This is a genomic window from Corallococcus llansteffanensis (assembly GCF_003612055.1).
Taxonomy (GTDB): Bacteria; Myxococcota; Myxococcia; order Myxococcales; family Myxococcaceae; genus Corallococcus; species Corallococcus llansteffanensis.
Genome location: NZ_RAWB01000065.1, coordinates 1 through 25638 on the forward strand (window position 1 = coordinate 1; position 25638 = coordinate 25638).

Here is a 25638-nt window from a genome sequence, read left to right on the forward strand (position 1 = left end):
CTTGGGGGACTCGCTATCGGTGGCCATCTTCGGAGGGGGGAGAGGCTACCATGACCCCTAAGCGCCCGAAATTTTGGACAAACCCCCGCTCGCACGGCAGGCGGCGGGGCGCCAGGCACCCAGGCGCATTTCCCATCGAGGAACGCCATGCGCGGCAGGCGGAAGCCGTGCAAGATGCCGCGCCGTGCTGGTCCCCGACGCCCTGGTCCTCGATGGTCGTTTCCGGGTCCTCGGACCCCTGGGGTCCGGGGGCATGGGCGAGGTGTACCTGGGCGAGCAGGTGTCGCTGGGCCGCAAGGTGGCCATCAAGGTCCTGCACCACGATCTGCACACCCAGCCCGGCATGGCCGAGCGCTTCAAGCGCGAAGCCCGCCTGCTGTCCGCCGTGGAGCACCCGTCGGTGGTGCGCATCGTGGACTTCGGCGAGTCCGGCGATGCCGCGTGTCTGGTGATGGAGTTCGTGGAGGGGCAGAGCCTCTACGACGCGCTCCAGCAGGGGCCGTTGCCAGCGCCTCGGGCGCTCGCGTTGCTGCATCAGCTGGCCGAGGGGCTCGCGGCCATCCACGAGAAGGGGATCATCCACCGCGACCTGAAGCCGGAGAACGTCTTCATCTCCCCCAGCGTGCGCGGCGAGCAGGCGCGCCTGCTGGACTTCGGCATCGCGAGGCTGGTGGAGCCGGACGCGAACAGCGCGCTCAGCCAGATTGGCGTGGTGCTGGGGACGCCGGAGTACCTGTCCCCGGAGCAGGCCATGGGCGCGAAGGTGGACACGCGCAGCGACCTGTACTCCTTTGGCGTGCTGGCCTACCGCGTGCTGTCCGGGCGGCTGCCGTTCGACGGGCCGTCGCCGCGTCACTTCCTGTCGCAGCATGCCTCGCACGCGCCGCTGCCCCTGGAGCGCGCGGCGCCGCAGCTGTCGCGCTACGTGGGGCTGCTCTCGCTGGTGATGCGGCTGCTCGACAAGGATCCGGCGAAGCGGCTCCAGACGGCGAACGAGCTGGCGGACGCGCTGGGCATCGCCCATGCGGCGCTGGTGGCGTTCACGCCGAGCCAGGGCACGCCCATCGTCCACGCGGGCATGACGCCGTCCGGTGGGATGGCGGCCTATGGGCCTCCGGGCGTCCTGCGCGGCGAGCCCTCCGGCACGTCGGCCTTCGGCGTGACGCCGGCGCAGCCCGGCCCCGGTTCAGGCACGGCGGCCTTCGGTGTGACGGAAGCGGCGGGAGCGCCCTCGGTGACGGCGCCACCGGTCCAGCAGCAGCGCACGGGCACGGCGGTGTTCGGGACGGCGCCCCGGGTGACGGGGAGCATGGGGGCGGTGACGGGCGGCGCGGCGGTGGCAAAGCCGCAGAACGTGACGGTGATGCTCACCGACATCCAGGGCTTCACCGAGCGCATGAGCCGGCAGACGCACGAGGAGAACGCGCGGATGCTGGACACGCACGACCGGCTGCTGCTGCCGCTGGTGCGTGAGCACGACGGGAAGCTGGTGCAGAAGCGCGGCGACGCGTTGCTGGCGGTGTTCCGGGCGCCCTCCTCCTCCGTGCGCTGCGGCATGGCGATGCAGCAGGCGCTGTGGAAGCACAACCAGACGGTGTCGCCCGAGCAGCAGCTCCACGTGCGCGTGTGCCTGCACGCGGGCGAGGTGCTGGTGACGAGCGACTCGGTGCTCGGCGAGCCGATGGAGGTCGTGAAGGCGGTGGAGCACGTGGCCGCCGCGGGCGAGGTGACCTTCACCGAAGCGGTGAACATGGTCCGCAACCGCGCCGAGGCCTCCGCCGAGCCGTGCGGCACCATTCCCCTCCCCGGCCGCGAGGAGCAGGTGCAGCTCTACCGCGTCGTCCGCGCGGCGGAGGGCCCGCCGTTCGGCGAGGCGCTGGGGCTCCGGGACTCCGCGCCAAAGCGATCGCCGCTGGAGGCACTCAACAGCCTGCGACCGAAGGTCCGCGCGGGGCTGGAGGCGCTGAACGGCCTGAGCCAGAAGGCGGGCGTGGGTGTGGCGATGCTGCGCCAGCGGCCGCGCGTGCTGGGCGGAGCCGTGGCGGCGCTGGTGCTGCTGACGGCGGGAGTCGCATGGTGGGTGCATGCGAGTGATCCGCTGGTGAAGGCGCGCGCGTTGTTGGAGGAAGGCCGCCCGGCCGAAGCGCTCCAGCAGTTGAACGGGCCGCCCATGCGGAAGGGCGCCCCCGCGACGCGGCTGCGCGCGGCGGTGAAGCACGCGCAGGGTTCGCACGACGAGGAGCACGTCCTGCTCCTGAACCTGGACAAGGAAGGCCGTGCGGGTCTGGACACGCGGCTGCTGGACGGGCTGGCGGAGGACTTCGGCAACAGCGAGCAGGACCGCTCCGTGCGCCGGGTGCTGGAGACGCTGCCGCCCGCCACGGTGCGCTCGCACTTCGAAGCCCTGACGCGCGGGGAGCCGTCGGTGAAGCAGTGGGGCGCGCTGCGCTACCTGGAGTCGGTGCAGGCCACGGAGGGCCTGGACCTGGTGGGGCTCTACACGACGGCGCTCGACTCCCCGGACTGCGGCGTGCGCACGAAGGCGGCCACGCGGCTGTCGGCGCTGGGCAACCCCTCCGCCCTGCCCGCCCTCACGCGCGTGGCGGAGGCGGCCCGAGAGAAGCCTCCCGCCGGAACGCGGCCGTGCAATCCGCAGACGTTCACCCGGGCGCTCGAAGAGCTGAAGAAGAAGACGCAGGCGGCGCCGTAGTCCGTCCACCTGTGGCCCATGGGACGCGCGGCGTGTCACGGCGGCCTCGCCTTCGGCCCTGGGTTCAGGTCATCTCCGCGCGGATCCGTTCGCACACGCCTTGCATCCGCGTGGGCCCTCCCATGCATCCCTTCTCTCTTCCGAGTCCCATGACCTCACTGCGTGCCAGCGTCCTCCTGCTCCTCCTCACGGCCTGCGCCTCCACTCCACCCGTACCTTCCTCATCCACGGACGAAACCGTGCTCGCGGAGGACGTGCGCGTCCGGCGCATTGCTCCCGGGTTGTGGGTGCACGTCACGAGCGCTGGCAAGGAGTGGGGCCAGTGGGCTGGCACGCCCGCGAACGGCCTCATCGTGGAGGACGGGGACGCCTCCATCCTCGTCGACACGGGATGGAATCCCCGTCAGGCCGAGGCCCTGCTCACCTGGGCGCGCGACACGCTGCACCACCCCGTGCGCGCCGCGGTGGTGACGCACTTCCACGAGGACCGGACCGGTGGCATCCCCGCGCTCGATGCACAAGGCATCCCCGTCCACGCCCTCGAGGACACCGCGCGTCGCGCCGCGGCCCAGGGCAAACCCGTGCCGGGCCAGCGCCTCTCGGATGCGCAGGACTTCGGGCCACTGTCGGTGTTCTTCCCCGGCGCCGGCCACGCGCCCGACAACCTCATCGTCTTCCACCCGGCCTCGGGCGTCCTCTACGGAGGTTGCTTCGTGAAGGACGCGGCGGCGAAGGACCTGGGCAACCTGGGGGACGCGGACGTCACGGCCTGGCCCTCGAGCCTCCAGCGCGCGCGCCAGCACTACCCCGACGCGCGCGTCATCGTGCCCGGCCATGGCCTCCTCGGTGGACCGGAGCTGCTCGGCCACACCGAGGCCCTGCTGCGCGAAGCGCCACCCGCCGCCTCGCGCTGACAGCCTCAGTCGTCCCGGTGGGCGTGGCCCTTCTTCTTGCCCCGGCCATGCCCATGGTCGTCGTCATCATCCCAGTCGTCGTCGTGGCCGCCGCCCTTGCCCTTCACCTTCTCGTTCACCTTGAGCAGGTTGCGCGTGTACGCGTCGTAGTCCAGGTGCAGGTGCCCCTTCGCCCCCGGCGCATAGGCGCGCATCTTCACCTTCCACACGTTGTTGCCGGTGAGGTGCGCTTCCTGCAGGTCGCACTGGTACCCGCGCGAGCGGCACTGGTCGAACCCGCGCCGCACGGCCTCGTCGTAGTTCATCGCCACCGGACGCGACGGCGGCGGAGGGCGCGGTGACGGACGCGGAGGACGCGAGCTCGCCACGATGCAACCCGGAGCGAGCAGCAGGGTTCCCAGCAGCAGGGGCAGTTTCATGCGCGGGATGACGCCACACCCGCGCCCGGATTCAAACACGCCCCCGGTATGCCTTCGCGACTGCCGTGAGGCTACAAACCTCCAGGGGAGGCGAACGCGACGAACAACTCTCCGGCGAGGTAGGCGCGCAGCCCCTTGCTCGCCGGTCGGATGTAGTCATTGAGCAGGGTGCCCTTGGCCTGACGGTGCACCGTGGGGAACGCGAGGTTCATGTGGCTGCGCGCCACGCCCTTGCCTCCCCGGTGGATGAACGTAACGGTGCCGTCCGGATCCACGCGCTCGACGACCGCGATGTGCGTCATCCCGTCGTTGCGCTTGCCATCGCGGTTGCGGTCGTACGTCTCCTTGAAGAACGCCAGGTCCCCGGGCCTCGGGTTCAGCCGGTGCACCGCGCCCGCCGCCTGAGCGCGCCGGAAGATGCCCGTCACCGCGTTCTCCCCCGCGAGGAAGCCGTGCGCGACCAGGTCGATGCCCGCCTGCAGGTACGCCAGCCGCACCAGCCCGGAGCAGTCATTGGGCACGGAGCGGTCCAGCCTCCGCGCACCCACGAGCTGCGCCGCGCGGGCCACGATGCCCCGGGCCTGCTTCGACGGCGGCGGCAGCAGCTCGTCCCAGAAGCCACCCGGGCCCCGCGTGGGCCCCGTGAAGAGCGCCGCGGCCTCCAGCGCCGCCGCGATGACACCCGCCTCCTCCGGCAGCTCGCGGGGGTCCGCCTCCATCAACGCCGCCAGTCCTTCCCGGCCCTCCGGCGTCACGAATTCCAGGGGAGGCGGGGCCTCCGCCTTCACGCCCAGTGCGCCCTCGGCGCCCACCGCCGCGACGCTCGGAGCCCCCCTGGAGGCAGCAACGGTTTCGGTGGTCCGGGGCCCCAACGCCATCTTGGGAGCGACGTCCGGGACGTGCGCACAACCCACCAGGGAGCCCAGCGACAGCAGGATGACGAGCGACGAACGGCGCAGCAGCAACAAGTCCTCCGGGGGTGAATGCCTCCGCATTCAACCCCGGAATCGTTGAACGTCAAACAGCGATCACCCCTCCCAGGTCGCGAGCAGGTCTCGCACCCGGGCGTACCTCTGGAGGAGGGCTGCGCGGTGGGCGCTGAGCACCACCATGAAACCCACCACCAGCAGGCCCAGCAGCGACAGGAACGCGGCCCCCACGCGGTGGTCGCGCATGCCGAAGCGCACCAGGTTGGCGGCCACGGCCGTCACGAGGAACGCCGAGCCCAGGTACACGTAGGAGCGGATCCGCAGCGCGATGCCCGCGCCCACGCCCACGAGGCAGAGGAAGACGCACAGGAGCATCGCCTCGCCGTCGTTGAACAGCAGCGGCTTCCAGGCCCCGGCCACGTAGATGCACGTCACCGCCACGGCGCGCAGCTGCGCGTAGGCGTCCAGCGACAGCCCGCCCCGGAAGACGCGCAGCAGGGCCAGCAGGGACAGGCCCGCGGGGATGGCGTAGTACTGCGGCTCGCCGGTGCCGGTGCCCAGCCACACGAAGAACAGCGCCATGTTGAAGGCCACGACGGACACGAGCGACGCGGGGCCCTTGTTCTTCGAACACGCCGCGAGCGCCGCGAAGTGCGCCGCGTAGCCCACGAGCAGCGCCACCGCCACGAAGGGCTCGCCCCACGGCAGCGACAGCAGGCCCGCCAGCGGGAACAGCCATGCGCCCGCGATGGACGGACGGCGGAAGGCCTTGAGGCCCGCGCCCTCGCGCCGCACGAACAGGTACAGGCCGGTGAAGACCGCGCCGCCGATGAGCGACGCCAGGCTGTCCGGAGCGCTGGGGCTCGCGCCCACGCCGATGAGACGCACGCAGAGGTAGCCCGCCGCGACCACCGCCTGCGCCATCCACGCCGCGGCCTCGTCCTCTTCCTTCGCCGCGCGTCGCACCAGGGCGAAGAGCAGGAAGACGAGCCCGCCGCACGCCACCCACGCCTCGCGCGACGCGCCGCCCGGGACGTGCACCGCCAGCACCGCCAGCAGCACCTCCGCGAGCGCCACGCCGGAGAAGCCAAGCCCCATGGGCCCGCGCACCTTGCGGCCCGCCACCGTCAGCACCAGCGTGGCGAGCAGCGCGCTCGCCGCGCCGAAGTACGGGAGGATGAACTCCGCGCCCCGGCCGGTGGAGTACACCGCGCCGAAGTGCACGATGAGCGCGTGGACCGCGACGAGGGACGCGGCCCAGCCCAGCCACTCACGCTCGCGGCGGCGCAACACCACCGTCCACGCGGTGGCCCACGCGAAGAGCACGCACAGCGGCATCCCGGGGTGCTTCAAATCCCTCAGGCCCGCGAGCGACAGCAGCGACAGCACCGCGCCGCTGTGATGCAGCGCCGCGCCCACCGCCACGCCCCGCGCGTCCAGCCCGAAGCCCACCAGCGCCAGCGCCAGGCCCGCGCCGGCCAGGATGGCAGGCGCCCACAGCGGCGGCACCGCGGCGACCAGCACCGCGCCCAGGAGCACCGTGGCGCCGTTCATCATCAGGCGCTCGCGCGTCACCATCAACACCAGCGACGCGGCACCCGCCACCAGCGCCACCGGCAGGGGCAGCGCGCCCGGGCCTGCCTCCAACAGCCGCGAGCCCACCAGCAGCGCCAGGACACCGGCACCGCCGACCCACAGCGGCTCGCTCCACGTGCCCTCGATGCCCGGCGTCAGGCGCGCGGCGGCGTTCGCCAGCGCGCGCTGCACGGCGCCGGACTGGCACAGCGCGGACAGCAGCGCGGCGGTCAGCGCCACGCCCGCGACGAGCAGCCCCGCCTCGGGACGCCACTCGCCCGCGGCGAAGTCCGCCGTCCGCCCCAGTGGCGCGAGCGCGAACGCGCCCACCGCCGCGGTGAGCAGCCATCGCTGGGACAGCAGGAAGGCCGCCGCCAGCACCACCCCGCCGAGCGCCGCCAGCGCGCCGGGCGTCGGGGTGGTGAGGACGGAGATCAACGTCACGGCCAGGGCCCCACCCACGGCGGTGGGCCGCAGCGCTTCGTCGCGAGGGCCCCGGAAGAACGCCGCGAGGGCGTCGGGCACATGGTGCGCCGCCAGGGCGAGGGCCAGCAGCAGGACGGTGGCGAAGGGCCGCGCCTCCGGGATGAACATCAGGAGGACGGCGGAGCCGCCCACGCGCAGGGACGGCAGGGGCCCCGGCAGGAGCACCAGCGCGAGCGCGGAGAACAGGGCCGCGCGCTGCCCCAGCTCCGGCACCATCAGCGACAGCACACCCATGCCCGCGACCGCCACCTGCATCCACTTCGACAGCGAGTGGCGAGGGGCCTCGTCACGCGAGCGCAGGAGCAGCGAGGCCGCGGAAGGCACATGCTCCACGACGCGCACCAGCAGCAGCGGGTAGAGCGCCAGCAGCGCCACCCACGCGGGAGGATGCCCCACGGCCGCGATGCCCAGCAGGCCGTAGGGCACCATCAGCGCCGCGGCGAAGGGCTGGCGCAGCGAGCGCGTCCACAAGAGCGGCAGCAGCGCCGGGCCCATGAGCGCGAGCAGCGTGGCGTGGGGAGCCCGCGCCAGCGCATGTTCGTTCCAGCACACCATGGAGGCGGCCAGCACCACCATCGCGAGCAGGGTGGAGCTGAGGGCGAAGGCCTCGCCGCCCGTGGCGATGCGCCGCACGGCGGGCACGTCGTCCAGGAGGGCCAGGATGCTGAGGAACGTGGCCAGGCCCAGCAGGGCCAGCGGCCCCATCGTGTATAGCGCGACGCCCGCCTCGATGGTGGCCATCAGCAGGCCCAGCGTGGAGGGCAGCGCGCGAGCGGTGAAGAGGGCCGCCAGCGCCGCGCCCAGCAGGAACACGGACTGCTGGCCCGGGGCCGCCAGCTCCACCGGGACCAGCGGCAGGACGAGCGCGAGGATGCCCGCGGTGACGGTGCTCGCGCTGCGGCCCTTGTGCGCGGCCACCACCGAAGCCAGGAGCGACGCCGCGATGAGCAGGCCCAGCGACACCGCCGGCGGCAGGCCCCACGCCGAATAGAGGTGTGGGACGTCCGGCAGCAGCGCGAGCCCCACGAGGACGACGGCGAAGGGCCGCACGCCGGGGAAGGTGCGGGACACCACCGCCACCGTCGCGGCGGCGGTGAGCAGCACGGGGCCCAGGAAGGGCTGCTGGTCCAGCAGGCCCCAGCTCACGGCGAGCCCCGCGTACAGGAGGGCCGGGAGGCCCAGCCGCTTGAGCAGGCCGCCGCGCTCGCCCAGCAGCGCGAGCACCAGCGCCCCACCCACCATCGACGCGAGCACCGCCTGCGTGGAGTGCACGGTGGCGAGCTTCGGCAGGAGCGCCCCGGCGAGGAAGGCACCGAAGGCCACGTAGCCGTCATTGCGCAGCCGGAACGCGGCCACGAGTACGCCCGCGCTCCCGAGCGCCATGCCCACGACGGGCGCGGCGATGGGGCGGGTGCCCAGCGCGAGGGCGAAGGCGCTCGTCGCGAGGACGCCGACCACCGCGCCCAGGAAGCGCTGCGTGCGCGCATCCTCCAGGCGCCACACGAGGCCCGCGAGGCCCAGGGACAGCACACCCGCCACGACGGTCGCGGGTCCGGTGCCAAAGGCGATGGCTCCGGAGATTGGCAGCACCGCGAAGAGCACGGAGCCCACGGCGGTCAGCGGGAAGCGCTTGAACAGCAGGCCCGCGCCCAGGGACAGCACGGCCAGGGCGAGCGTGGCGAAGAAGGCCGGGCGCGCGTCCGTGCCCAGGTGTCCGTAGAGCGCGAACGCGGGCGCTGCCCAGGTGGTCGCGCGAAGGAGCACGTCCGCGATGCCCAGGTCGCGCGCATCGCCGGTGCGCTCACCGCGCCGCTGGAGGCGGAACGCGAGCACCAGCCCCGCGAGCACGAACGGGATGGCGGTCAGGGCGCCGTACTGGAAGGGCAGCACCTCCGAGGGCGGGTAGCCCAGCCGCGTCTTCAAGGCGTTGAGCAGGACCGTGGCGGCGTGCGGGACGAGCTGCACGCTGGACGCATAGGAGAGGTAGGCGCCCAGGTACGCGGGATAGAGCCACGGCAGGCGCGACACGGGACCGCGCGACAGGGACACCAGCGTGCCGGTGAAGATGGCGGCGGTGAGGAAGAGGGCCGGCGTGGTGCCACCGATGGCGCCCGCGAGGCAGGCCACCTGGAGCGCCACGGTGCCGATGGCGAGCGGATCCGCGGGACGTTCGGCGTCGAGCGTGCGGAAGCGCAGGCAGGTGGCGAGCAGGAAGGCGACGAAGGGCGCGTAGGTGCCGGCGGGGACGGAGGCGCCCGCGGAGCCCAGGGCCAGGTGCAACCGGATGGCGAACAGCGCGGTCAGGTACAGGGGCGCGGCGAGCGCGAACGCGAGCGCATCCCCCTTGCGCGGGGTAGCGAGGGCCTTGCTGGACAGCAGGAAGAAGAGGATGCACGGCAGGGCGTTGAGCCACACCGCCGGGGCGCCCAGCCGCGCGGCCAGGGGCGCGAGGCCCATGATGAGCGTGGCGCCGACGAGGCCCACCTGGATGAACGGGCGCGAGGGGGCGTCGAAGGACTCGGCGGGCTTGCGCGCGAGGAAGGCGGCGGCGCCGGCCCAGACGAACAGCAGCGGCACGAGCAGCGCGGGGTGCACGCCGTCGAGTTGGAGGGACTCACCGAAGCCCATGGGCCCCAGCGCGACGCCGCCCAGCGGGGCCACGGCGGAACCGATGAGGCCAAGGATGTGGCCCGGCTTGCGCAGCGACTCGCGGCGGGCGAGGAAGCCGCCCCAGACGGAGAAGCCGACGGAGTAGCCCACGGTCATCAGGAAGACGGTGAGCGAGCGGGTGACGGACGTCATCCCGGCCCAGGACTCGAAGACGAAGTAGAGCGTGCCGGAGAGGATGAGGAACGCGCCGATGAACCACGCGATGCTCTCGTAGAGGAACGGCCGCCACACACGGCTCCACGACGACGCCTCCTCGACGAGGCGCGCGGTGCGGCCCCCGGGCGCGGGCGGATCCATGAACGGCTCGGCCGGGTTCGGAGGCAGCCGGCGGGACGCGGCCGCGCGGCTCGCGTTCATCGGCCGCGCGTGGGACTCGGGAGGCGTGCGAGCGGCCTTCGGACCGCGAGCGGCCGCGGTGTCCGGGGTGGCGATGCCCAGCGACGCGGAGACATCATGCACGGAGAAGCGCGCGGCGGAGGACCTGGCGGCTTGGGGTGCACCCGCGACGGCGGCCTCCGTGAGCGCATGAGCCACGGGAGCGTCAGGGACGTGGGTGACGGCGGGAGCGACGGAGTTCTCCGAGGCAGTGCCAGCGACGACGTTGGCGTCCAGGGCCATGCCGTGCGTGACGGGCGCCTCGGAAGCAAGGGTGGAGACGTTCTCCATGACCTCCGGCGCGACGAACGCCACGGGACCGACGGCCACGGCCCCCTCCCCCATCGGCGTGGGAACGGCCTCGGTCTGGACCGCGACCGGCTCCAGTTCGGGCGCGGGCGTCAGCGCCTGCGTGGGGGGCTCGGTGAGGACGGAGAGGAGGACGCGGGCCTGTCGCTCGTAGCGTTCGGTGAGCCAGCGGCGCACGTGGGCGGGCACATCGGAGGCGTCCCAGCGCGGGGCCTCGTCCAGGAGGAAGTGGACGTGCGCGAGCTCGGCCTCGATGGCGGATCGGGCTCGGGCGGACAGCGGGGTGCCGCAGAGAACGCACTGGCGCGCACTTCCCAGGCGTTCTTGTCGGCAGGCAGGACAGTACATGGAGCTTCCCCCTCTACAACGGACGTGCCACGCAGAATGCCCTGGAAGGTCGCGGGATTGAAATCCACGGGGGGTGCGGTGGGCGCGTGGCACCTGTGCAGGGCGCTGCACACGTGCACACCCGACGCTGGCCGCCGGGAGCGAGTCATGGGACCGTGGAGGTCATGAGCACGGAACTGACGTTGCGGCCCATCGAGGCCCGGGACGACGCGGCGGTGGCCACGGTCATTCGCGCGGTGATGCCCGAGTTCGGAGCGGACGGCCCGGGGTTCGCGATCCACGACCCCGAAGTGGACGCGATGAGCGCGGCCTACACCCGGCCCCGCCACGCCTATTTCGTCGTCGAACAATCAGGTCGGGTAGTGGGAGGCGGGGGCATCGCGCCGCTGGACGGAGGCGCGCCGGACGTCTGCGAGCTGCGCAAGATGTACTTCCTGCCCCAGGCCCGGGGCCACGGCACGGGCGAGCGGTTGCTGAGACACTGTCTGGAGTTCGCGAAGGCGGCCGGCTTCCGCCAGTGCTACCTCGAAACGCTGGCGGGCATGACGCAGGCCCAGAAGCTCTACCAGCGGCTCGGCTTCGAGACCCTCTGCGCCCCCATGGGCCGCACCGGGCACTTCGGCTGTGACCGCTGGTACGCGTTGGATCTCACGAAGAGCGCCTGAGCGCTAAGGCATGACGGAACGTCGTGCGAGGATCTTCCCCTCGGGCGACACCGCGTACAGTTCGAACCAGTCGAACTCCAGGCTGCTGCCCATGGGCCATCCACATCGGTCAAGGCGCCGGTCGAGGCGGACGAAATAGACGCCGCCCTCCTGCCCCACCACCACGTCCAGTGAGCGGGCAGAGGACTCACACGCGCCCGCGTCCTGCTTGGGAAAGCTTTCGAGCACGCGCTGGAGCGCGGCATGGGCCGCCAGGATGGCCGGGCCATCCAGGGTCGCGAGCGGGCGGAGATCCGTGGGCCACCGGATGCCTGCCGTGGTCCCCCCATCCGTGATGGCCGAGCCTCCTCCATCCCGCGTCCCGGAGGGACCCGCATCAGGCCGCGTGGAGGTGCTCCCGCCATCCGCCACGAGCGACACCAGGAGAATGACGTAATGGGGCTTCAGCACACAGTACCTCTCCCTTGGCGATGATGAGTCGGCATCATCGGGGGTAGCACTTCGGAGGAGAACGGGTCGAGCCGAGATTCCTGGGAGGCGCAGGCTCGCAGCGAGCTTCGAACCTCCATTGTCGTTCCGCCTCGCTCCATCGAAAAACCTCTCCCGCGAAGTTCCATTTCAGGAACCGGGGCGTCTCCGCGTGCCCTGTCACCAGCCAGGCCCAGGCGGGAATGGGCCGCCCACGCGCATCTCGGGCGGGCTTTCCGGCGGGGGACACCGCGTATTCGATCATCGTCCAGCGAGCCTCGCCCACCTTGACCGCGGGAAACACGAGCAGGTCCGAACTGCTCATGTCCGTGCCGCATGGATGGTTATGGGCGAAGCCGAAAATCGGCAGATCACTTCCAAAGTCCTTGTCGGCGACACCACCCATCGGTGGCTGACAGGCGCCTCGCTCTCCCATCTGCTTCCGGACGGGCCAGGAGACACGCCAGTCCTGCGGCGTCCGGTAGACGGCGAGGCAGTACTCGGTTGCGTCGGGACGCGGCTGCCCCGTGTTCGCATCACACGCATCCGCGGCACCGGGAAGCGCCATCAAGGCCCGGAGCGCGGGCAGCACCAGGTCATCCGGAATGGTCCCCATGTCCGCGTAGACCACGGGCACATCCGGATGCTCCCAGGGGCCCGGGGCGACGATCAGCCTCGGGTTCTTCTCCAACCGGGGAAGGTCGCTGCTCAGGAAGTAGAGCCTGGGGCTCGCGCACGCGAGCACCACGAGCAGGAGTGAGGGTCCACCCATCCGGGCCATATCCCCACAGCCCCGGCGGTTCATTCTCGAAGTTACGCGCAAGAGAGCGCACTTCATCACCAAGGCAGCCACCCCGCCTACTCACCATGCAAGGGAGCAGGCTGGAGTACGCAGCAAGTATCGCCCTCCAGACCCAACTTCCCAGGTCAGGAGGCCCGCATGGCGGACACGAAGCAGCCCCGGCCCAAGGCAGCACCTCGTCGCGCCCCGCGCGTCCAGAGCGCACGCACCACGCACGCCGTGCCCGCGCGCACGGAGAAGCTCCCCTTCGACATCGAAGAGGTCCTCCGCCGCGTGCGCCAGGAAGTGCGCTCCTTCGCGGACGCGGCGATGTTCGAGCTCGCCGCGAAGGGCCACGGCTCCCTCTTCGAACAGCTCATCGCGTGCATCCTCTCCATCCGCACGCTCGATGAGGTCAGCCTCCCCGCTTCCCTACGCCTCCTGGAGCGCGCCAGCACCCCGGACGCCCTCGCCCGCCTCACGCCCGGGGACATCGACGCGCTCATCCGGCCCGTCACCTTCCACGAAGCCAAGGCGTACCAGGTCCACGCCATCGCCGTGCGCACGCGCGACGAGTTCCACGGCCAGCTCCCCGCCGACCCGGACGTCCTCCAGTCGTTCAAGGGCGTGGGCCCCAAGTGCGCGCACCTGGCACTCGGCATCGCGTGCGGCCACGAAGTCATCAGCGTGGACATCCACGTCCACCGCGTCACCAACCGCTGGGGCTACGTGAAGGCCCGCACGCCGGAGCGCACGCTCGCCGCGCTCGAAGCCGTCCTCCCGCGCCCCTACTGGGTGGAGCTCAACCGGCTCCTCGTCCCCTTCGGCAAGCACGTGTGCACCGGCTCCCGCCCGAAGTGCTCCACGTGCCCCGTACTCGCCTGGTGCCGGCAGGAGGGCGTCACCTCCCACCGGTAGCACCGCGGCAGCGCGCCCTACCGGTCATGCCCCGCGAACTGCGTGGCCCGCCGCGCGAACCGGCGCCACGGATTCGTCCGGCCGCCGTTCTCCAGGGTGATCTCCTTCGAGTGCCGGATGTCCTTCTCCCAGCACCCCTCCAGCTTCGCGGCGATCTCCTTGTCCTCAAACACCAGCGACCCCTCGCTCAACTTGTTGAGCGACAGCGCGTCCAGGTTCGTGGAGCCCACCACGCAAAGCCAGTCGTCCACGAGCATCGTCTTCGAGTGCATCATCGCCGGCTGGTACTCCCAGATGCGCACGCCCGCCGCCAGCAGCCGCTCATAGGTGGACCGCTGCGACGCGCGCACCACCGGCACGTCGTGGTGCGGCCCCGGCCCCAGCACGCGCACGTCCACGCCCCGCCGGACCTTCACCTCCAGTTGCTCCAGGATGTCATTGGGCGGCGTGAAGTACGCATTGGCGATCCACAGTCGCTTCGTCGCCGCCGCCACCACCAGGCGCGCCATCCGCTCCGCCTCGGTGATGCCGAGCCGGCCGGAGCTGTCGATGAACGCCGCGCACCCGCCCCCCTCCTCCTTCAAGTCCGGGAACGCCTCGCGCGGCAGCAGCCCGCCCCCCGACTCCTGCCAGTGCTTGGCGAAGGTAACCTGGAAGCGCCGGACCTCCGGGCCCTCCACGCGGATGTGCGTGTCGCGCCAGTTGTCCTCCTTCAGCCCTTCGCCCTCCCACACCTTCCAGATGCCGAAGCCGCCCGTGTACGCGATGCGTCCGTCCACCACGACGACCTTCTGGTGCGAACGGCCCAGGAGCCGCCCCAGCACCTTGCCCGCGAGCAGCCGGTAGTAGTGCACCTCCACGCCCGCGTCGGTGAGCCGCTTCTCCACCTTCTGGTCGAAGTCCTTGTCCCCCGTGGTCTCCTCGCTGCCCACCGGATCCACGACGACGCGGCACTGCACGCCCGCGCGCGCTCGCTCCGTCAGCGCCTCCACGAAGCGGTCCGACAGCTCACACGGCCGCCAGATGTAGATGAGCATGTGGACGCTGTGCTTCGCCGCGCGGATGTCCTCCAACATCCGGTCGAAGACCTGGCTGTTCTCCAGCAGGTGCATCCGGTGCCCGGGCGAAAGCCCCACGCCCGTGGACTGGTAGAGCGCGAACGAGAAGCCCTCGGGACCGGGCGGCAGCTCGAACGGTCCCTGCATCTCGTGCTTGCGGTTCGCACCATCGAAGCCATGGGCTCCCGGCTGGGGCAGCAGTTCCACGTCCTGGAGGTCGCTCATTGGAGCCAACGTAGGAATGCCCCGCGTCCCACGGGAGTCACCGCCTGTCTCCCCGCCCGTCCGGTGAACAGGACCCCATTCCGTCATTGCCGCCACCTTCCACCATGGCAAGACTGCGCCCGTTCCCTCGCCTGGAGAGATTTCATGCTCGATGCCCCTTCGCGTCCCTCGGCCCGGGAGCTGCTGTCACAGTCGGGACTCGCCCCCCTCATCCCCATGCTCTACGTCGCCTGGACGGACGGCGAGCTGACGGCCGAGGAGCTGCGCGCCCTGGGTGAAGCCGCCCGCGCCCAGCCCTGGCTCGACCTCAAGGCCAGCAGCATCCTGGCCCTCTGGGTGGATCCGCTGCGTCCGCCCCCGCCCCGGGAGCTCGCCCTGCTGCGCGAGCACATCCGCACCACGGCGCGCGGCCTCGTCGGCAACGAGCACCACACCCTCGCGGGGCTGGGCGTGCACCTGGCCCAGGTGCTGGGCGGAGACGCGCCCCTGGGCATGCCCCTGCCCCAACTGGGTCAGGCCCTGGCGTCGCTGGAGGCCACGCTGGGCGTGGACGGCAAGGAGGCGGTGCGCTCGCTGCTGCCCCACGCCTCGCGCACCCCCCACGCCGAGGCCCCGTCGCACACGGCGTCCTTCGACCCGAAGGCCATGACGGGCGTGCTGGAGCGCACCTACGCGGACGTGCGCAAGCAGGTGCGCGGCTGGTTGGAGGACGCGGACTTCCATTACAAGGAAGGGCTGGACACCCCCGCCTACCGCGACCAGGTCTTCGCCTGGCTCAAGCACCTGGCGGATGACGGCCTGGGGCAGCTCGCCTTCCCCAAGGGCCGCGAGGGTGGCGCGGACCTGGGCGCGTTCATCGCCGCGTTCGAGACGATGGCCTTCTTCGACCTGAGCCTCGTCATCAAGGCGGGCGTCCACTTCGGCCTGTTCGGCTCCAGCATCCTGTTCCTGGGCACGAAGCGGCACCACCAGCAGTACCTGCCGAAGGTCGCCACGCTGGAGTTGCCCGGCTGCTTCGCGATGAGCGAGCTGGGTCACGGCTCCAACGTGCGCGACTGCGAGACGGTGGCCCGCTACGACGCGAAGACGAGCGAGTTCGTCATCGACACGCCGTCGGAGACCGCGCGCAAGGAGTGGATTGGCAACGCCGCCCGGCACGCGCGCATGGCCACCGTGTTCGCGCAGCTGGAGGTGGACGGGGAACGACTGGGCGTGCACGCGCTGCTCGTCCCGCTGCGCGACGCGCACGGCAACGTGCTCCCGGGCATCCGCATCGAGGACTGCGGCGAGAAGATGGGCCTCAACGGCGTGGACAACGGCCGGCTGTGGTTCCACGGCGTGCGCGTGCCGCGCGAGAACCTGCTCGACCGCTACGGCCAGGTGACGGAGGCCGGCGAGTACACCAGCTCCATCACCGGCGACTCCAAGCGCTTCTTCACCATGCTGGGCGCGCTGGTGGCGGGCCGGGTGAGCGTGGCGTGCGCGTCCCTGAGCGCGGCCAAGAGCGCGCTCACCATCGCCGTGCGCTACGGCGACCTGCGCCGCCAGTTCGGCCCCATCGGCGCGCGCGAGGTGCGCCTCCTGGACCACCAGTCGCACCAGCTGCGCCTGCTGCCCCTCGTGGCCAAGGCGTACGCGCTGGACTTCGCGCTGGAGTACCTGGTGGACCGCTACGTCCACCGCACCGAGGACGACGCGCGCGAGGTGGAGGCGCTGGCCGCGGGCCTGAAGGCGTACGCGTCGTGGAACGCCACGGCCACGGTGCAGGAGGCGCGCGAGGCGTGCGGCGGCCAGGGCTACCTCACCGCGAACCGGCTGCCGTCGCTCAAGGCGGACACGGACGTGTTCACCACCTTCGAGGGCGACAACACCGTGCTCATGCAGCTGGTCGCCAAGGGCCTGCTCACGGGCTACCGCCAGCGCTTCGAGGACGACCGTGTGTTCGCGGTGCTCAAGCTCATCGTGGACCGGGCGGCCACGGTGATGACTGACCGGAACCCCATCGCGGGCCGGCGCACCGACAGCGACCACCTGCGCGACAGCGACTTCCACCTGCGCCTGCTGCGCTTCCGCGAGGAGGAGATCCTCGCGTCCGTGTCCAAGCGCATCCGCAAGCGGCTGACGGCGGGCATGGAGGCGTTCGAGGCCTTCAACCAGGTGCAGGTGCACCTCTTGGCCCTGGCGCACGCGAGCGTGGAGCGCATCGTGCTGGAGCAGTTCCTGCGCGGCGTGGCGGCGGTGAAGGACGAAGCGCTCAAGCCGGTGCTGGGGCGGCTCGCGGACCTCTTCGGCCTGTCGTGCCTGGAGTCCGCCAGCGGCTGGTTCCTGGAGCACGGCTACCTGGAGGCCCCCAAGGCCAAGGCCATCCGCAAGGAGCGCGTGCAGCTGTGCGCGGAGCTGCGGCCGGATGCCGTGGGGCTGGTGGACGCGTTCGCGATCCCCGACACGTGCCTGGGGGCGCCCATCGGCCTGGGGCGGCTGGCGCCCGGCGGTGAACGGTTCGACGACGGAGCGGCTGACGGCGCCCGCGAAGGCTCGGCAGACTCGCGCGCGACATGAGGACACGTGCGTGGTGGTTGCTGGGGCTCCTGGGGATGACGAGCGGTTGCGCGACGCTCTCCCCGGCCGAGCGGGCTCAGCGGGTGGTCGCGACCAACAAGGAGCGCGCCCGCCTGTTCACGGAAGAGGTCTACAACCAGAAGCGCCTGGAGCGCATCCCCGAGTACGTCGCGGCCGACTACGTGGACCGCTCGGAGGACGCCCCCCGGGAGCTCCGGGGTCCGGAGGTGGTGCGCACCCAGGCCGAGGCCGGCTTCGCGCTCTTCCCCGACCTGCGCTTCGAATTGCTCCACGTCCTGGCGGAGGAGGACTGGGTGCTGGTGCGCTGGCGCGCGGTGGGCACCGACGCCAAGGGCCCGCCCGCCGCCGACGGCAAGCCACGCCCGGTGACGCTCCAGGGAGACTCGCTGTACCGGCTGCGCGACGGCCGGTTCGTGGAGTCCTGGGACCTGACGGACCGGCTCTCTCCCCTGCTCCAGCGCGGGTACAAGGTCGTACCGCCCGAGCCCTGACAGCGTCTTCCCATTGACACTTGCGCACCGGAACCCGCAGGGTCCCGGGCATGAAGATGAACGCCGGGCCCATGCGGGCCTCAGACAAGGCCCGTCAGAGCGCCTTCCGCACGGCCTTTCCCCCCCACGGCCCCCAGGGCGCGTCGTGGGGCGGCAGGCTCTTGCGACTCTTCGGTTGGGGCCTGGTGCTGCTCGGTGCCTTCGCGCTCGTCGTCGTCATCGACGGCTGGACCGCGTTCGGCAAGGGCGCGAGCGGTGCGCGGCGCGAGCGGATGGAGCGCTCGCCGCAGTGGAAGGACGGCGGCTTCGTCAACCCGCAGCCCATCATCAATGACTGGGAGCGCTCGCTGTCGGGCATGTTCCACGCGAGCCCCGACACCAGCCCCCAGGCGCCGCTGACGGTGGAGCGCATCGACCCGAAGCGCTTCGCCACGCCGCCGCCGGACGGGCTGCGCATCACGTGGTTCGGGCACTCGTCCACGCTGGTGGAGGTGGACGGGCACCGCGTGCTCACGGACCCCGTCTGGGGCAGGCGCACCTCGCCGCTGGAGTGGCTGGGCCCGAAGCGCTGGTTCCCGGCGCCCATCGAGTTGAGCGAGCTGCCGCCCATCGACGCGGTGGTCATCTCCCACGACCACTACGACCACCTGGACTTCGCCACCGTGCACGCGATGAAGGACTGGAACACCACCTTCGTGGTGCCGCTGGGGATTGGCGCGCACCTGGAGTACTGGGGCATCCCGGCCGCGCGCATCGTGGAGCTGGACTGGTGGGAGCGCACGCGCGTGAAGGGGCTGGACATCGTGTGCACGCCGTCCCGTCACGCGTCGGGCCGCTTCCTCCAGCAGAACAAGACGCTGTGGTCGGGCTGGGCGCTCGTGGGGCCCGCGCACCGCGTCTACTACTCCGGCGACACCGGCCTGTTCCCCGCCATGGAGGAGATTGGCGCGAAGCTGGGGCCCTTCGACGCGACGATGATTGAAACGGGCCAGTACGGCGCGGGCTGGCCGGACTGGCACCTGGGGCCGGAGCAGGCCGTGCTCGCCCACCGGCTGGTGCGCGGCCGGTTGATGCTGCCCGTGCACTGGGGGCTCCTCACCCTGGCCAGCCACGCCTGGACGGAGCCCATGGAGCGCTCGCTGGTGGCCGCGAAGCACGACGGGGTGAGCATCGCCGCGCCCAGGCTGGGGCAGGACTTCTTCCCCCAGACGCCGCCGGCCGTGCAGCGCTGGTGGCCGGAAGTCCCCTGGCAGACCGCGGAGCAGGCCCCCATCGTGGCCAGCCAGATTCCGCCCGCGCTCCGCGAGGGGCACTCCGCGCTGCCGCTCCTTGCCAGCCCGGCCAGCCCGCCCGCGGTGAGCCCGCAGGCCGCGAATCCCGCCGAATGAGTGACGCGCGGCGGGCCGCGCTCTCCAAGGCCTTCCAGGCCACGGCCTACGTCGTGCGCCCGCACCCGCTCGTCGGAGGCGTGAAGCACGTGCTGCGCGTGGACGCGGCGCACCCGGTGCTGGACGCCGCGCTCGCCGCGCACGGGCACACCACCTGGGCCTTCGTCACCGCGTGGAACCCCCGCGCGCGGCCGCGCTCCCCGCGCACCAACGCGGGCCTCCAGCGCACCCTGCGCGGCCTGCTCGAAGCCCGGGGCCAGCCCTCCGTGCCCGCGGTGGGCGTGGCGGAGGACCGGAGCTGGTTCGAGGAGAGCCTCTTCGTCCCCGGCCTGTCGCGCGACGAGGCGTGGCGCCTGGGTCGGCTGTTCGACCAGGAGGCGGTGCTCTGGGCCCGCGCGGGTGGGGTCGCGGCGTTCCTGTGGTGTCAGGAGTCTCCCAGCCCCTGAGGCGCAGCAGTGTGTCGACCGCTTCACACCGGCGGGCACGGCACCCATTCGGGACGGGTCGCTCACTTCAGCGTCACGGGACGATGGCATCGTCCGCGCCCTTCCCCGAGGGAGCCGCGCCCCGCGCGCCTCCCGATGCCTGACTCCAGGAGCCGCCTCGATGCAGCCTTCCGTCCCCTTCGCGCAGAACGCCGCGCGTCCCAGTGTCTTCCTCCTCGCCGGTGCCTTCGTCACGGGCCTGCTGCTCTTCATGCACGGCGGCTGCGGCAATCAGGAATGCGTGAACGCCTTCGATTGCGAGGACGCGAACCCCGCGCCGGAAGGCCAGGGCTGGACCTGCGTGGAGCACGTCTGCCAGGCCGTGACCTTCCCGCCCCCGCCCGACGCGGGCACCTCCGTCGACGCGGGCACCAGCGGCGGCGATGACGGCGGCAGTCCCCCGACGGTGTCCCTGAAGATCCTCGCGTTCAATGACTTCCACGGGCAGCTGGAGCCCGCGAGCGGCAGCGGCGGTCAGATCATCCAGGCCACGCTGCCGGACGGCGGCGCGGACCGGGTGAACGCGGGCGGCGCGGTGTACTTCGCGAAGTACGTCGCGGACCTGCGCGCGAAGAACCCGAACACCATCGTCGTGTCCGCCGGAGACCTCATCGGCGCCACGCCGCTCTTGTCCGCGCTCTTCCACGACGAGCCCACCATCGAGGCGATGAACCAGATGGGCCTGGACCTGAGCGCGGTGGGCAACCACGAGTTCGACGAGGGCGGCTCGGAGATCCTCCGCATGCAGGCCGGTGGCTGCCACCCCGTGAACGGCTGCCAGGACGGCAACGGCTTCTCCGGCGCGAAGTTCAAGTTCCTCGCGGCCAACGTGGCCACCGGGCCGGGCCGCACCCTCTTCCCGCGCTACGACGTGCGCACCTTCGACGGCGTGAAGGTGGCCTTCGTCGGCATGACGCTGGAAGGCACGGCGAAGATCGTCACGCCCACGGGTGTGGCGGGGCTGGAGTTCAAGGACGAGGTGGAGACCGTCAACGCGCTGGTGCCGGAGCTGAAGGCGCAGGGCGTGAACGCCATCGTCGTCATGGTGCACGAGGGCGGGACGCCCGCGCTCGAGTCGCTCTACAACGAGTGCAAGGGCATCTCCGGCCCCATCCTGGACATCGCCCAGAACCTGGACCCGGCGGTGGCGGTCATCGTCAGCGGCCACACCCACCAGGCCTACAACTGCACGCTGAGCGGCAAGCTCGTCACCAGCGCCGCGTCGGTGGGCCGGCTGCTCACGGACATCGACCTGACGCTGGATGCGAAGACGGGCCAGGTGACGAAGGCCCAGGCCCAGAACGTCATCGTCACCCGCACGGTGGCGCCGGACCCCACCGTCACGGAGCTCATCACCCGCTACAAGGGACTGACGTCGCCGCTGGAGAACCGCGTCATCGGCTGGGTCGCCGAGACGCTCACCCGCAGCAACCTCCAGAGGGACCCCACCGGCCAGTCCACCATGGGCTTCGTCATCGCGGACGCCCAGTTGGAGGCCACGAAGCCCGCGGCCCTGGGCGGCGCCCAGATTACCTTCATGAACCCGGGCGGCGTGCGCGCCGACCTCGTGCGCGACCCGGCCGACCCCAACGACGTCGGCGCCGTCACCTACGGCGAGGCGTTCACCGTGCAGCCCTTCAGCAACACGCTGGTCACCATGACCCTGACGGGCGCGCAGATTGAACGCCTGCTGGAGCAGCAGTTCCGCGTGGGCGACCTCACCCGCATCCTCCTCCCGTCCACGGGCTTCAAGTACGCGTTCAGCGCGTCGGCGCCCATCGGCTCCAAGGTGGACCCCGCCAGCATCCAGCTGAACGGCGTCACGGTGGATCCCGCCGCCAGCTACCGCGTGACGACGAACAGCCTCCTCGCCCCGGGCGGCGACAACTTCACCGTCTTCGCGGAGGGCACGAACACCATGGGCGGCGCGGTGGACCTGGATGCGCTGGAGGCCTACTTCACCGCGAAGAGCACCCAGGCGAACCCGCTGCCGGCCCCGGCGCTCGACCGCATCACCCGGCTGCCGTAGCCGGAAACCCGACGCTCAGCGAAACCCCGAGCCCCCCGTGGCGGGGCTCGCTTCGCTGGGCTGGAAGGTGCTGGAGGTGGGTGGCATCTCGGGCGTGATGTCCAGGCGCCGCGAGCCCGTCACCCGCTGCGCCAGCTCGTCGAAGTCCAGCTCCAGCAGCGTGCCGGAGCCCTCCTCCGGAAGCGCGAAGCGGATCCGCCAGTAGTTGGGGCGGATCCGCACCGCCTCACCGCCCTGGGCCAGCACGATGGCGTTCTGTCGGGCGTACTCCTCACCGGCCTGCACGACGTCGCGCTGCCCCAATTCCGCCTGCACCGGCTGGGACGAGGGAGGAGATGGCAGGCGCCCACTGGGGCCAAGGGCACAACCAGCACCCGCCATCAGGGCAGGCAGGAGAGCGGCGAAGAGGAAACGGGGCGCCATACCCGAACAGTGGGTACGCGAAGGGCAAGGCGCACTGGAGGGCGGCTTGCGCGCCCTTCTGGCATCGCATGCCCGGCCGGAGGACGGCGGGGAGCCGGCCCTCCGGGACTCCTTGGGAATCAGGCGCTACTTGACCGGCGGGATGCCCGCGCGCTCCACGACCTCGTCGATGAGGCCGTACTGCCGGGCCTCCTCGGCGCTCATGAAGTAGTCGCGCTCGGTGTCCTTCTCGATGCGCTCGATGGTGTGGCCCGTGTGCTTCACGAACAGGCCGTTGAGGTACGCGCGCAGGCGGAGGATCTCCTTGGCCTGGATGTCGATGTCCGTGGCCTGACCCTGCGCGCCGCCCAGCGGCTGGTGGATCATGATGCGGGCGTTGGGCAGGGCGTAGCGCTTGCCCTTGGAGCCCGCCAGCAGCAGCAGCGCACCCGCGGAGGCCGCTTGGCCCACGCAGATGGTGGACACGGGGCACTTGACGTACTGCATCGTGTCATACATCGCGAGCGCGGCGGTGACGGAGCCACCGGGCGAGTTGATGTAGAGGTTGATGCCCTTGTCCGGGTCCTCGGACTCCAGGAACAGCAGCTGGGCGACGATGAGATTGGCCACATCGTCGTTGATGGGCGTGCCCAGGAGGATGATGCGGTCCTTGAGCAGGCGGCTGTAGAGGTCGTACGCCCGCTCGCCGCGGTGCGTGGTCTCAATGACGAAGGGGACGTTCATGGCCCCCGTACCCTAATCGTCCCCGCTCCCGCGCGCTCCCCCCTTCTTGCCTGAGCGTGCGCTGGCCCACGATTGGGCGGGATGTGGGCGTTGCCCCCTCCCACCCTCCGGCCGAGGGGCCTACAGGTTCCCGGTCATCTTCTCCGGGCGGACCCACTGGTCGAACTGTTCGGCGGTGACGAGCCCCAGCTCCACCGCCACCTCCTTGAGCGTCTTGCCCTGCTTGTGCGCCGTCTTGGCGATCTTCGCCGCGTTGTCGTAGCCGATGTGCGGGTTGAGCGCGGTGACGAGCATCAGGCTGCGCTGGAGGTTCTCCTGGAGGCGGGGGAGGTTCGGCTCGATGCCCACCGCGCAGTTGAGGCGGAAGCTGCGCATGCCGTCCGCGAGCAGCCGGCAGCTCTGCAGGAAGTTCTGGATGATGAGCGGCTTGAAGACGTTGAGCTCGAAGTTGCCGGACGCGCCGCCCAGCGAAATGGCCACGTCGTTGCCCATCACCTGGGCGCACAGCATGGTGAGCGCCTCGCTCTGCGTGGGGTTCACCTTGCCCGGCATGATGGAGCTGCCCGGCTCGTTCTCCGGGATGTTGATTTCACCAATGCCGGACCGGGGCCCGGACGACAGCCACCGGATGTCGTTGGCCACCTTGAACAGCACCGCCGAAAGCCCCTTGAGCGCGCCGTGCGCCTGCACCAGCGCGTCGTTGGCCGCCAGCGCCTCGAACTTGTTGGGCGCGGTGACGAAGCCGTGCCCGGTGAGCTTGGAAATCTCCGCCGCCACGCGCTCGGCGTAGCCCGGGGGCGCGTTGAGGCCGGTGCCCACGGCGGTGCCGCCGAGCGCCAGCTCCAGCAGGTGCGGCAGCGCGGCCTCCAGGTGGGCCTTCGCGCGGTCCAGCTGAGCCACGTAGCCGCTGAACTCCTGGCCCAGCGTGAGCGGCGTCGCGTCCTGCAGGTGCGTGCGGCCAATCTTCACGATGGACTGGAACGCCTGGGACTTCTGGGCCAGCACGTCGCGCAGGGCCTGGAGCTCCGGCAGCACGTGCTTCACCACGGCCTCCACGCCGGCCACGCTCATCGCGGTGGGGAACACGTCGTTGGAGCTCTGCCCCTTGTTGACGTCGTCGTTGGGGTGGACCTTGCGAGCCTCCCCGCGCTCGCCGCCCATCAGCTCCGAGGCGCGGTTGGCCAGCACCTCGTTGCAGTTCATGTTCGTCTGGGTGCCGCTGCCCGTCTGCCACACCAGCAGGGGGAACTCCTCGTCGTGCTGGCCGGCGAGCACCTCGTCCGCGGCCTTCACGATGGCCTGGGCCTTCTCCTTCGGCAGCGAGCCGTTCTCCTGGTTCACCAGCGCGGCGGCCTTCTTCACCAGCACCAGCGCGTGCACGAGCGCCAGGGGCATCCGCTCGCTGGAGATGGCGAAGTTCTGGCGGCTGCGCTGCGTCTGCGCGCCCCAGAGCCGGTCGGCGGGGACTTCGATGGGACCAAAGGTGTCCTTCTCGATGCGAACGTTCTTCGTGCTCACGGTGACGGCCTCCCCAGGCGGGAACGATGTCCAGGCGCCGGCGGGCCCGCCTCGCGGAAAGGAGGAGGTCGCACGGCGTCGCAGCGGCGCTTAACACCCCCGCCCCGGCTCGGCAGGCCTCCGCGTGGGACGGATGCCGCTTCTCCAACGCTCGGGAGCGGGGAGGCGGGCCCGCGCAGCCCCGTCCGCTCCTCTCGCGGCGGTCAGGCCCGCGTTAGTGTCGCGCCGTGAGCACTCCTTCTCCCACCGGCACCATCCGCGCGCTCCTGCTCGCCCAGGAGCGCGGCACGCCCATGCGCCGCGTCCCCGAAGCGCGCGCGGTGGAGCAGCACGGCTTCGAGGGGGACCGCCACCAGCGGCGCGCCGTGGGCCACAAGCGCCAGGTGCTGCTCGTGGACGAAGCACAGCGGGCCGCGCTGGACGTCCCCCTGGGTGCGCTCAAGGAGAACGTGTTGGTGGAGGGGCTGGCGCTCGACGCGCTGCCCCCGGGCCAGCGGCTGGCCCTGGGCCCCGAGGTGGTGGTGGAGCTGACCGAGCCGTGCGTGCCCTGCTGGAAGCTGGATGCCTTGCGGCCCGGCCTGCTCAAGGAGAGCTGGGGACGCAGGGGTCAGCTCGCCCGCGTGCTGAAGGCAGGCACCGTGCGCGAAGGCGACCCCGTGCGCCTGCTGGACGTGAACCCGGACGCGCCCCGCGTCATCCGGCCGAAGCTGCCCTGAGCGGAGCGAGGCTCAGCGCTCCCAGAGCGCGTCCAACTCCAGCGGCACCGCTTCGAAAGGCGCCGCATGCACGGTGCCCTTCCCCAGGTGCACGCCCGACAACTCCCATTGCCCCTCGCGCAGACGATGGATCTCCAGCCCCTCTTCCAGGGGCTCGATGAACCACAACCACTCCACGCCCGCGCGCGCGTAGATGCGCATCTTCGGGCCCCGGTCCCACCGGCGGGTGGAGGGGGAAAGCACCTCACACACCCAGTCCGGCGCCAGGGAGAAGACGGGGGTGTCGGGCATCCGCGGCATTCGTTCACGCCGCCATCCCGCGAGGTCTGGCACCAGGGCGTCCCCTGAGCCTGCGAAGCGCAGCTCCGGCTCATCCAGGATGAGCCAACCCCCAGGCCCGTCCCGCCCCCGGTCGAAGGGGCCATCCAGCAAGGC

Annotated in this window: 20 protein-coding genes; 10 read left to right on the plus strand and 10 right to left on the minus strand. The window is 71.5% G+C overall.

Annotated features, from left to right (window positions below; genetic code table 11):
* The first annotated feature begins 184 nt into the window (after positions 1 to 184).
* Positions 185 to 2710, plus strand: coding sequence for a protein kinase domain-containing protein (locus tag D7V93_RS08850; RefSeq protein WP_120642970.1), 2526 nt, complete (start codon positions 185 to 187; stop codon positions 2708 to 2710).
* 149 nt (positions 2711 to 2859) lie between these two features.
* On the plus strand, positions 2860 to 3624 hold the full coding sequence (gene blaCOR / locus D7V93_RS08855; RefSeq protein WP_120642971.1) for a COR family subclass B1 metallo-beta-lactamase: 765 nt from the start codon (positions 2860 to 2862) through the stop codon (positions 3622 to 3624).
* Positions 3625 to 3629: 5 nt separating this feature from the next.
* Here blaCOR and D7V93_RS08860 read toward each other — a convergent pair whose 3' ends face one another.
* The 3 genes from D7V93_RS08860 to D7V93_RS08870 all read right to left on the minus strand — a co-directional run bounded on the left by D7V93_RS08860 (position 3630) and on the right by D7V93_RS08870 (position 10735).
* On the minus strand, positions 3630 to 4043 hold the full coding sequence (locus tag D7V93_RS08860) for a hypothetical protein (RefSeq protein ID WP_120642972.1): 414 nt from the start codon (positions 4041 to 4043) through the stop codon (positions 3630 to 3632).
* 71 nt (positions 4044 to 4114) lie between these two features.
* Positions 4115 to 5008 carry a CHAP domain-containing protein gene (locus D7V93_RS08865; RefSeq protein ID WP_208722958.1) on the minus strand — a complete coding sequence of 298 codons (894 nt, stop codon included), beginning with the start codon at positions 5006 to 5008 and terminating at the stop codon, positions 4115 to 4117.
* A gap of 63 nt (positions 5009 to 5071) precedes the next feature.
* A complete protein-coding gene (locus tag D7V93_RS08870) occupies positions 5072 to 10735 on the minus strand; it encodes a hypothetical protein (RefSeq protein WP_120642974.1) in 5664 nt (1887 codons plus the stop codon).
* 164 nt (positions 10736 to 10899) lie between these two features.
* Here D7V93_RS08870 and D7V93_RS08875 point away from each other — a divergent pair, with 164 nt between their 5' ends.
* Positions 10900 to 11400, plus strand: coding sequence for a GNAT family N-acetyltransferase (locus tag D7V93_RS08875; protein ID WP_120642975.1), 501 nt, complete (start codon positions 10900 to 10902; stop codon positions 11398 to 11400).
* Positions 11401 to 11403: 3 nt separating this feature from the next.
* Here the strand turns inward: D7V93_RS08875 and D7V93_RS46495 are convergent, their stop codons facing one another.
* Together D7V93_RS46495 and D7V93_RS08885 are read right to left on the minus strand one after the other, a co-directional pair.
* Complete coding sequence (locus D7V93_RS46495) at positions 11404 to 11850, minus strand: hypothetical protein (protein WP_244237183.1); 447 nt, start codon at positions 11848 to 11850, stop codon at positions 11404 to 11406.
* A 34-nt stretch (positions 11851 to 11884) separates the two neighbouring features.
* Positions 11885 to 12616 carry a hypothetical protein gene (locus D7V93_RS08885; protein ID WP_244237184.1) on the minus strand — a complete coding sequence of 244 codons (732 nt, stop codon included), beginning with the start codon at positions 12614 to 12616 and terminating at the stop codon, positions 11885 to 11887.
* 192 nt (positions 12617 to 12808) lie between these two features.
* On the opposite strand from D7V93_RS08885, the gene D7V93_RS08890 reads away from it, so the two are divergent.
* On the plus strand, positions 12809 to 13567 hold the full coding sequence (locus D7V93_RS08890; protein WP_244237185.1) for an endonuclease III domain-containing protein: 759 nt from the start codon (positions 12809 to 12811) through the stop codon (positions 13565 to 13567).
* Positions 13568 to 13584: 17 nt separating this feature from the next.
* Here D7V93_RS08890 and D7V93_RS08895 read toward each other — a convergent pair whose 3' ends face one another.
* Positions 13585 to 14850, minus strand: a complete 1266-nt coding sequence (locus D7V93_RS08895; protein WP_120642976.1) for a phospholipase D-like domain-containing protein — start codon at positions 14848 to 14850, stop codon at positions 13585 to 13587.
* 144 nt (positions 14851 to 14994) lie between these two features.
* On the opposite strand from D7V93_RS08895, the gene D7V93_RS08900 reads away from it, so the two are divergent.
* From D7V93_RS08900 to D7V93_RS08920, 5 genes are all read left to right on the plus strand, one after another.
* Positions 14995 to 17409, plus strand: a complete 2415-nt coding sequence (locus D7V93_RS08900) for an acyl-CoA dehydrogenase family protein (protein ID WP_120642977.1) — start codon at positions 14995 to 14997, stop codon at positions 17407 to 17409.
* Positions 17406 to 17921 carry an ester cyclase gene (locus tag D7V93_RS08905; protein WP_120642978.1) on the plus strand — a complete coding sequence of 172 codons (516 nt, stop codon included), beginning with the start codon at positions 17406 to 17408 and terminating at the stop codon, positions 17919 to 17921. The genes D7V93_RS08900 and D7V93_RS08905 overlap by 4 nt, the downstream gene beginning before the upstream one ends.
* A gap of 50 nt (positions 17922 to 17971) precedes the next feature.
* Positions 17972 to 19309 carry an MBL fold metallo-hydrolase gene (locus D7V93_RS08910; protein WP_244237186.1) on the plus strand — a complete coding sequence of 446 codons (1338 nt, stop codon included), beginning with the start codon at positions 17972 to 17974 and terminating at the stop codon, positions 19307 to 19309.
* The gene (locus D7V93_RS08915; protein ID WP_120642979.1) at positions 19306 to 19755 is read left to right on the plus strand and encodes a DUF3293 domain-containing protein; all 450 of its coding nucleotides are present in this window, start codon (positions 19306 to 19308) and stop codon (positions 19753 to 19755) included. The genes D7V93_RS08910 and D7V93_RS08915 overlap by 4 nt, the downstream gene beginning before the upstream one ends.
* 160 nt (positions 19756 to 19915) lie before the next feature.
* Positions 19916 to 21823, plus strand: a complete 1908-nt coding sequence (locus tag D7V93_RS08920) for a bifunctional metallophosphatase/5'-nucleotidase (RefSeq protein WP_120642980.1) — start codon at positions 19916 to 19918, stop codon at positions 21821 to 21823.
* Positions 21824 to 21838: 15 nt separating this feature from the next.
* Here D7V93_RS08920 and D7V93_RS08925 read toward each other — a convergent pair whose 3' ends face one another.
* The 3 genes from D7V93_RS08925 to fumC form a co-directional block, all read right to left on the minus strand.
* Positions 21839 to 22126, minus strand: coding sequence for a hypothetical protein (locus D7V93_RS08925; protein ID WP_244237187.1), 288 nt, complete (start codon positions 22124 to 22126; stop codon positions 21839 to 21841).
* A 246-nt stretch (positions 22127 to 22372) separates the two neighbouring features.
* Complete coding sequence (clpP, locus tag D7V93_RS08930) at positions 22373 to 22969, minus strand: ATP-dependent Clp endopeptidase proteolytic subunit ClpP (RefSeq protein ID WP_120642982.1); 597 nt, start codon at positions 22967 to 22969, stop codon at positions 22373 to 22375.
* A 120-nt stretch (positions 22970 to 23089) separates the two neighbouring features.
* The gene (gene fumC, locus D7V93_RS08935) at positions 23090 to 24487 is read right to left on the minus strand and encodes a class II fumarate hydratase (protein ID WP_120642983.1); all 1398 of its coding nucleotides are present in this window, start codon (positions 24485 to 24487) and stop codon (positions 23090 to 23092) included.
* A gap of 227 nt (positions 24488 to 24714) precedes the next feature.
* On the opposite strand from fumC, the gene D7V93_RS08940 reads away from it, so the two are divergent.
* Positions 24715 to 25203, plus strand: a complete 489-nt coding sequence (locus D7V93_RS08940) for an MOSC domain-containing protein (RefSeq protein ID WP_244237188.1) — start codon at positions 24715 to 24717, stop codon at positions 25201 to 25203.
* A gap of 12 nt (positions 25204 to 25215) precedes the next feature.
* Here D7V93_RS08940 and D7V93_RS08945 read toward each other — a convergent pair.
* On the minus strand, positions 25216 to 25638 hold a 423-nt coding region (locus tag D7V93_RS08945), incomplete at its 5' end, for a Uma2 family endonuclease (RefSeq protein WP_147451092.1).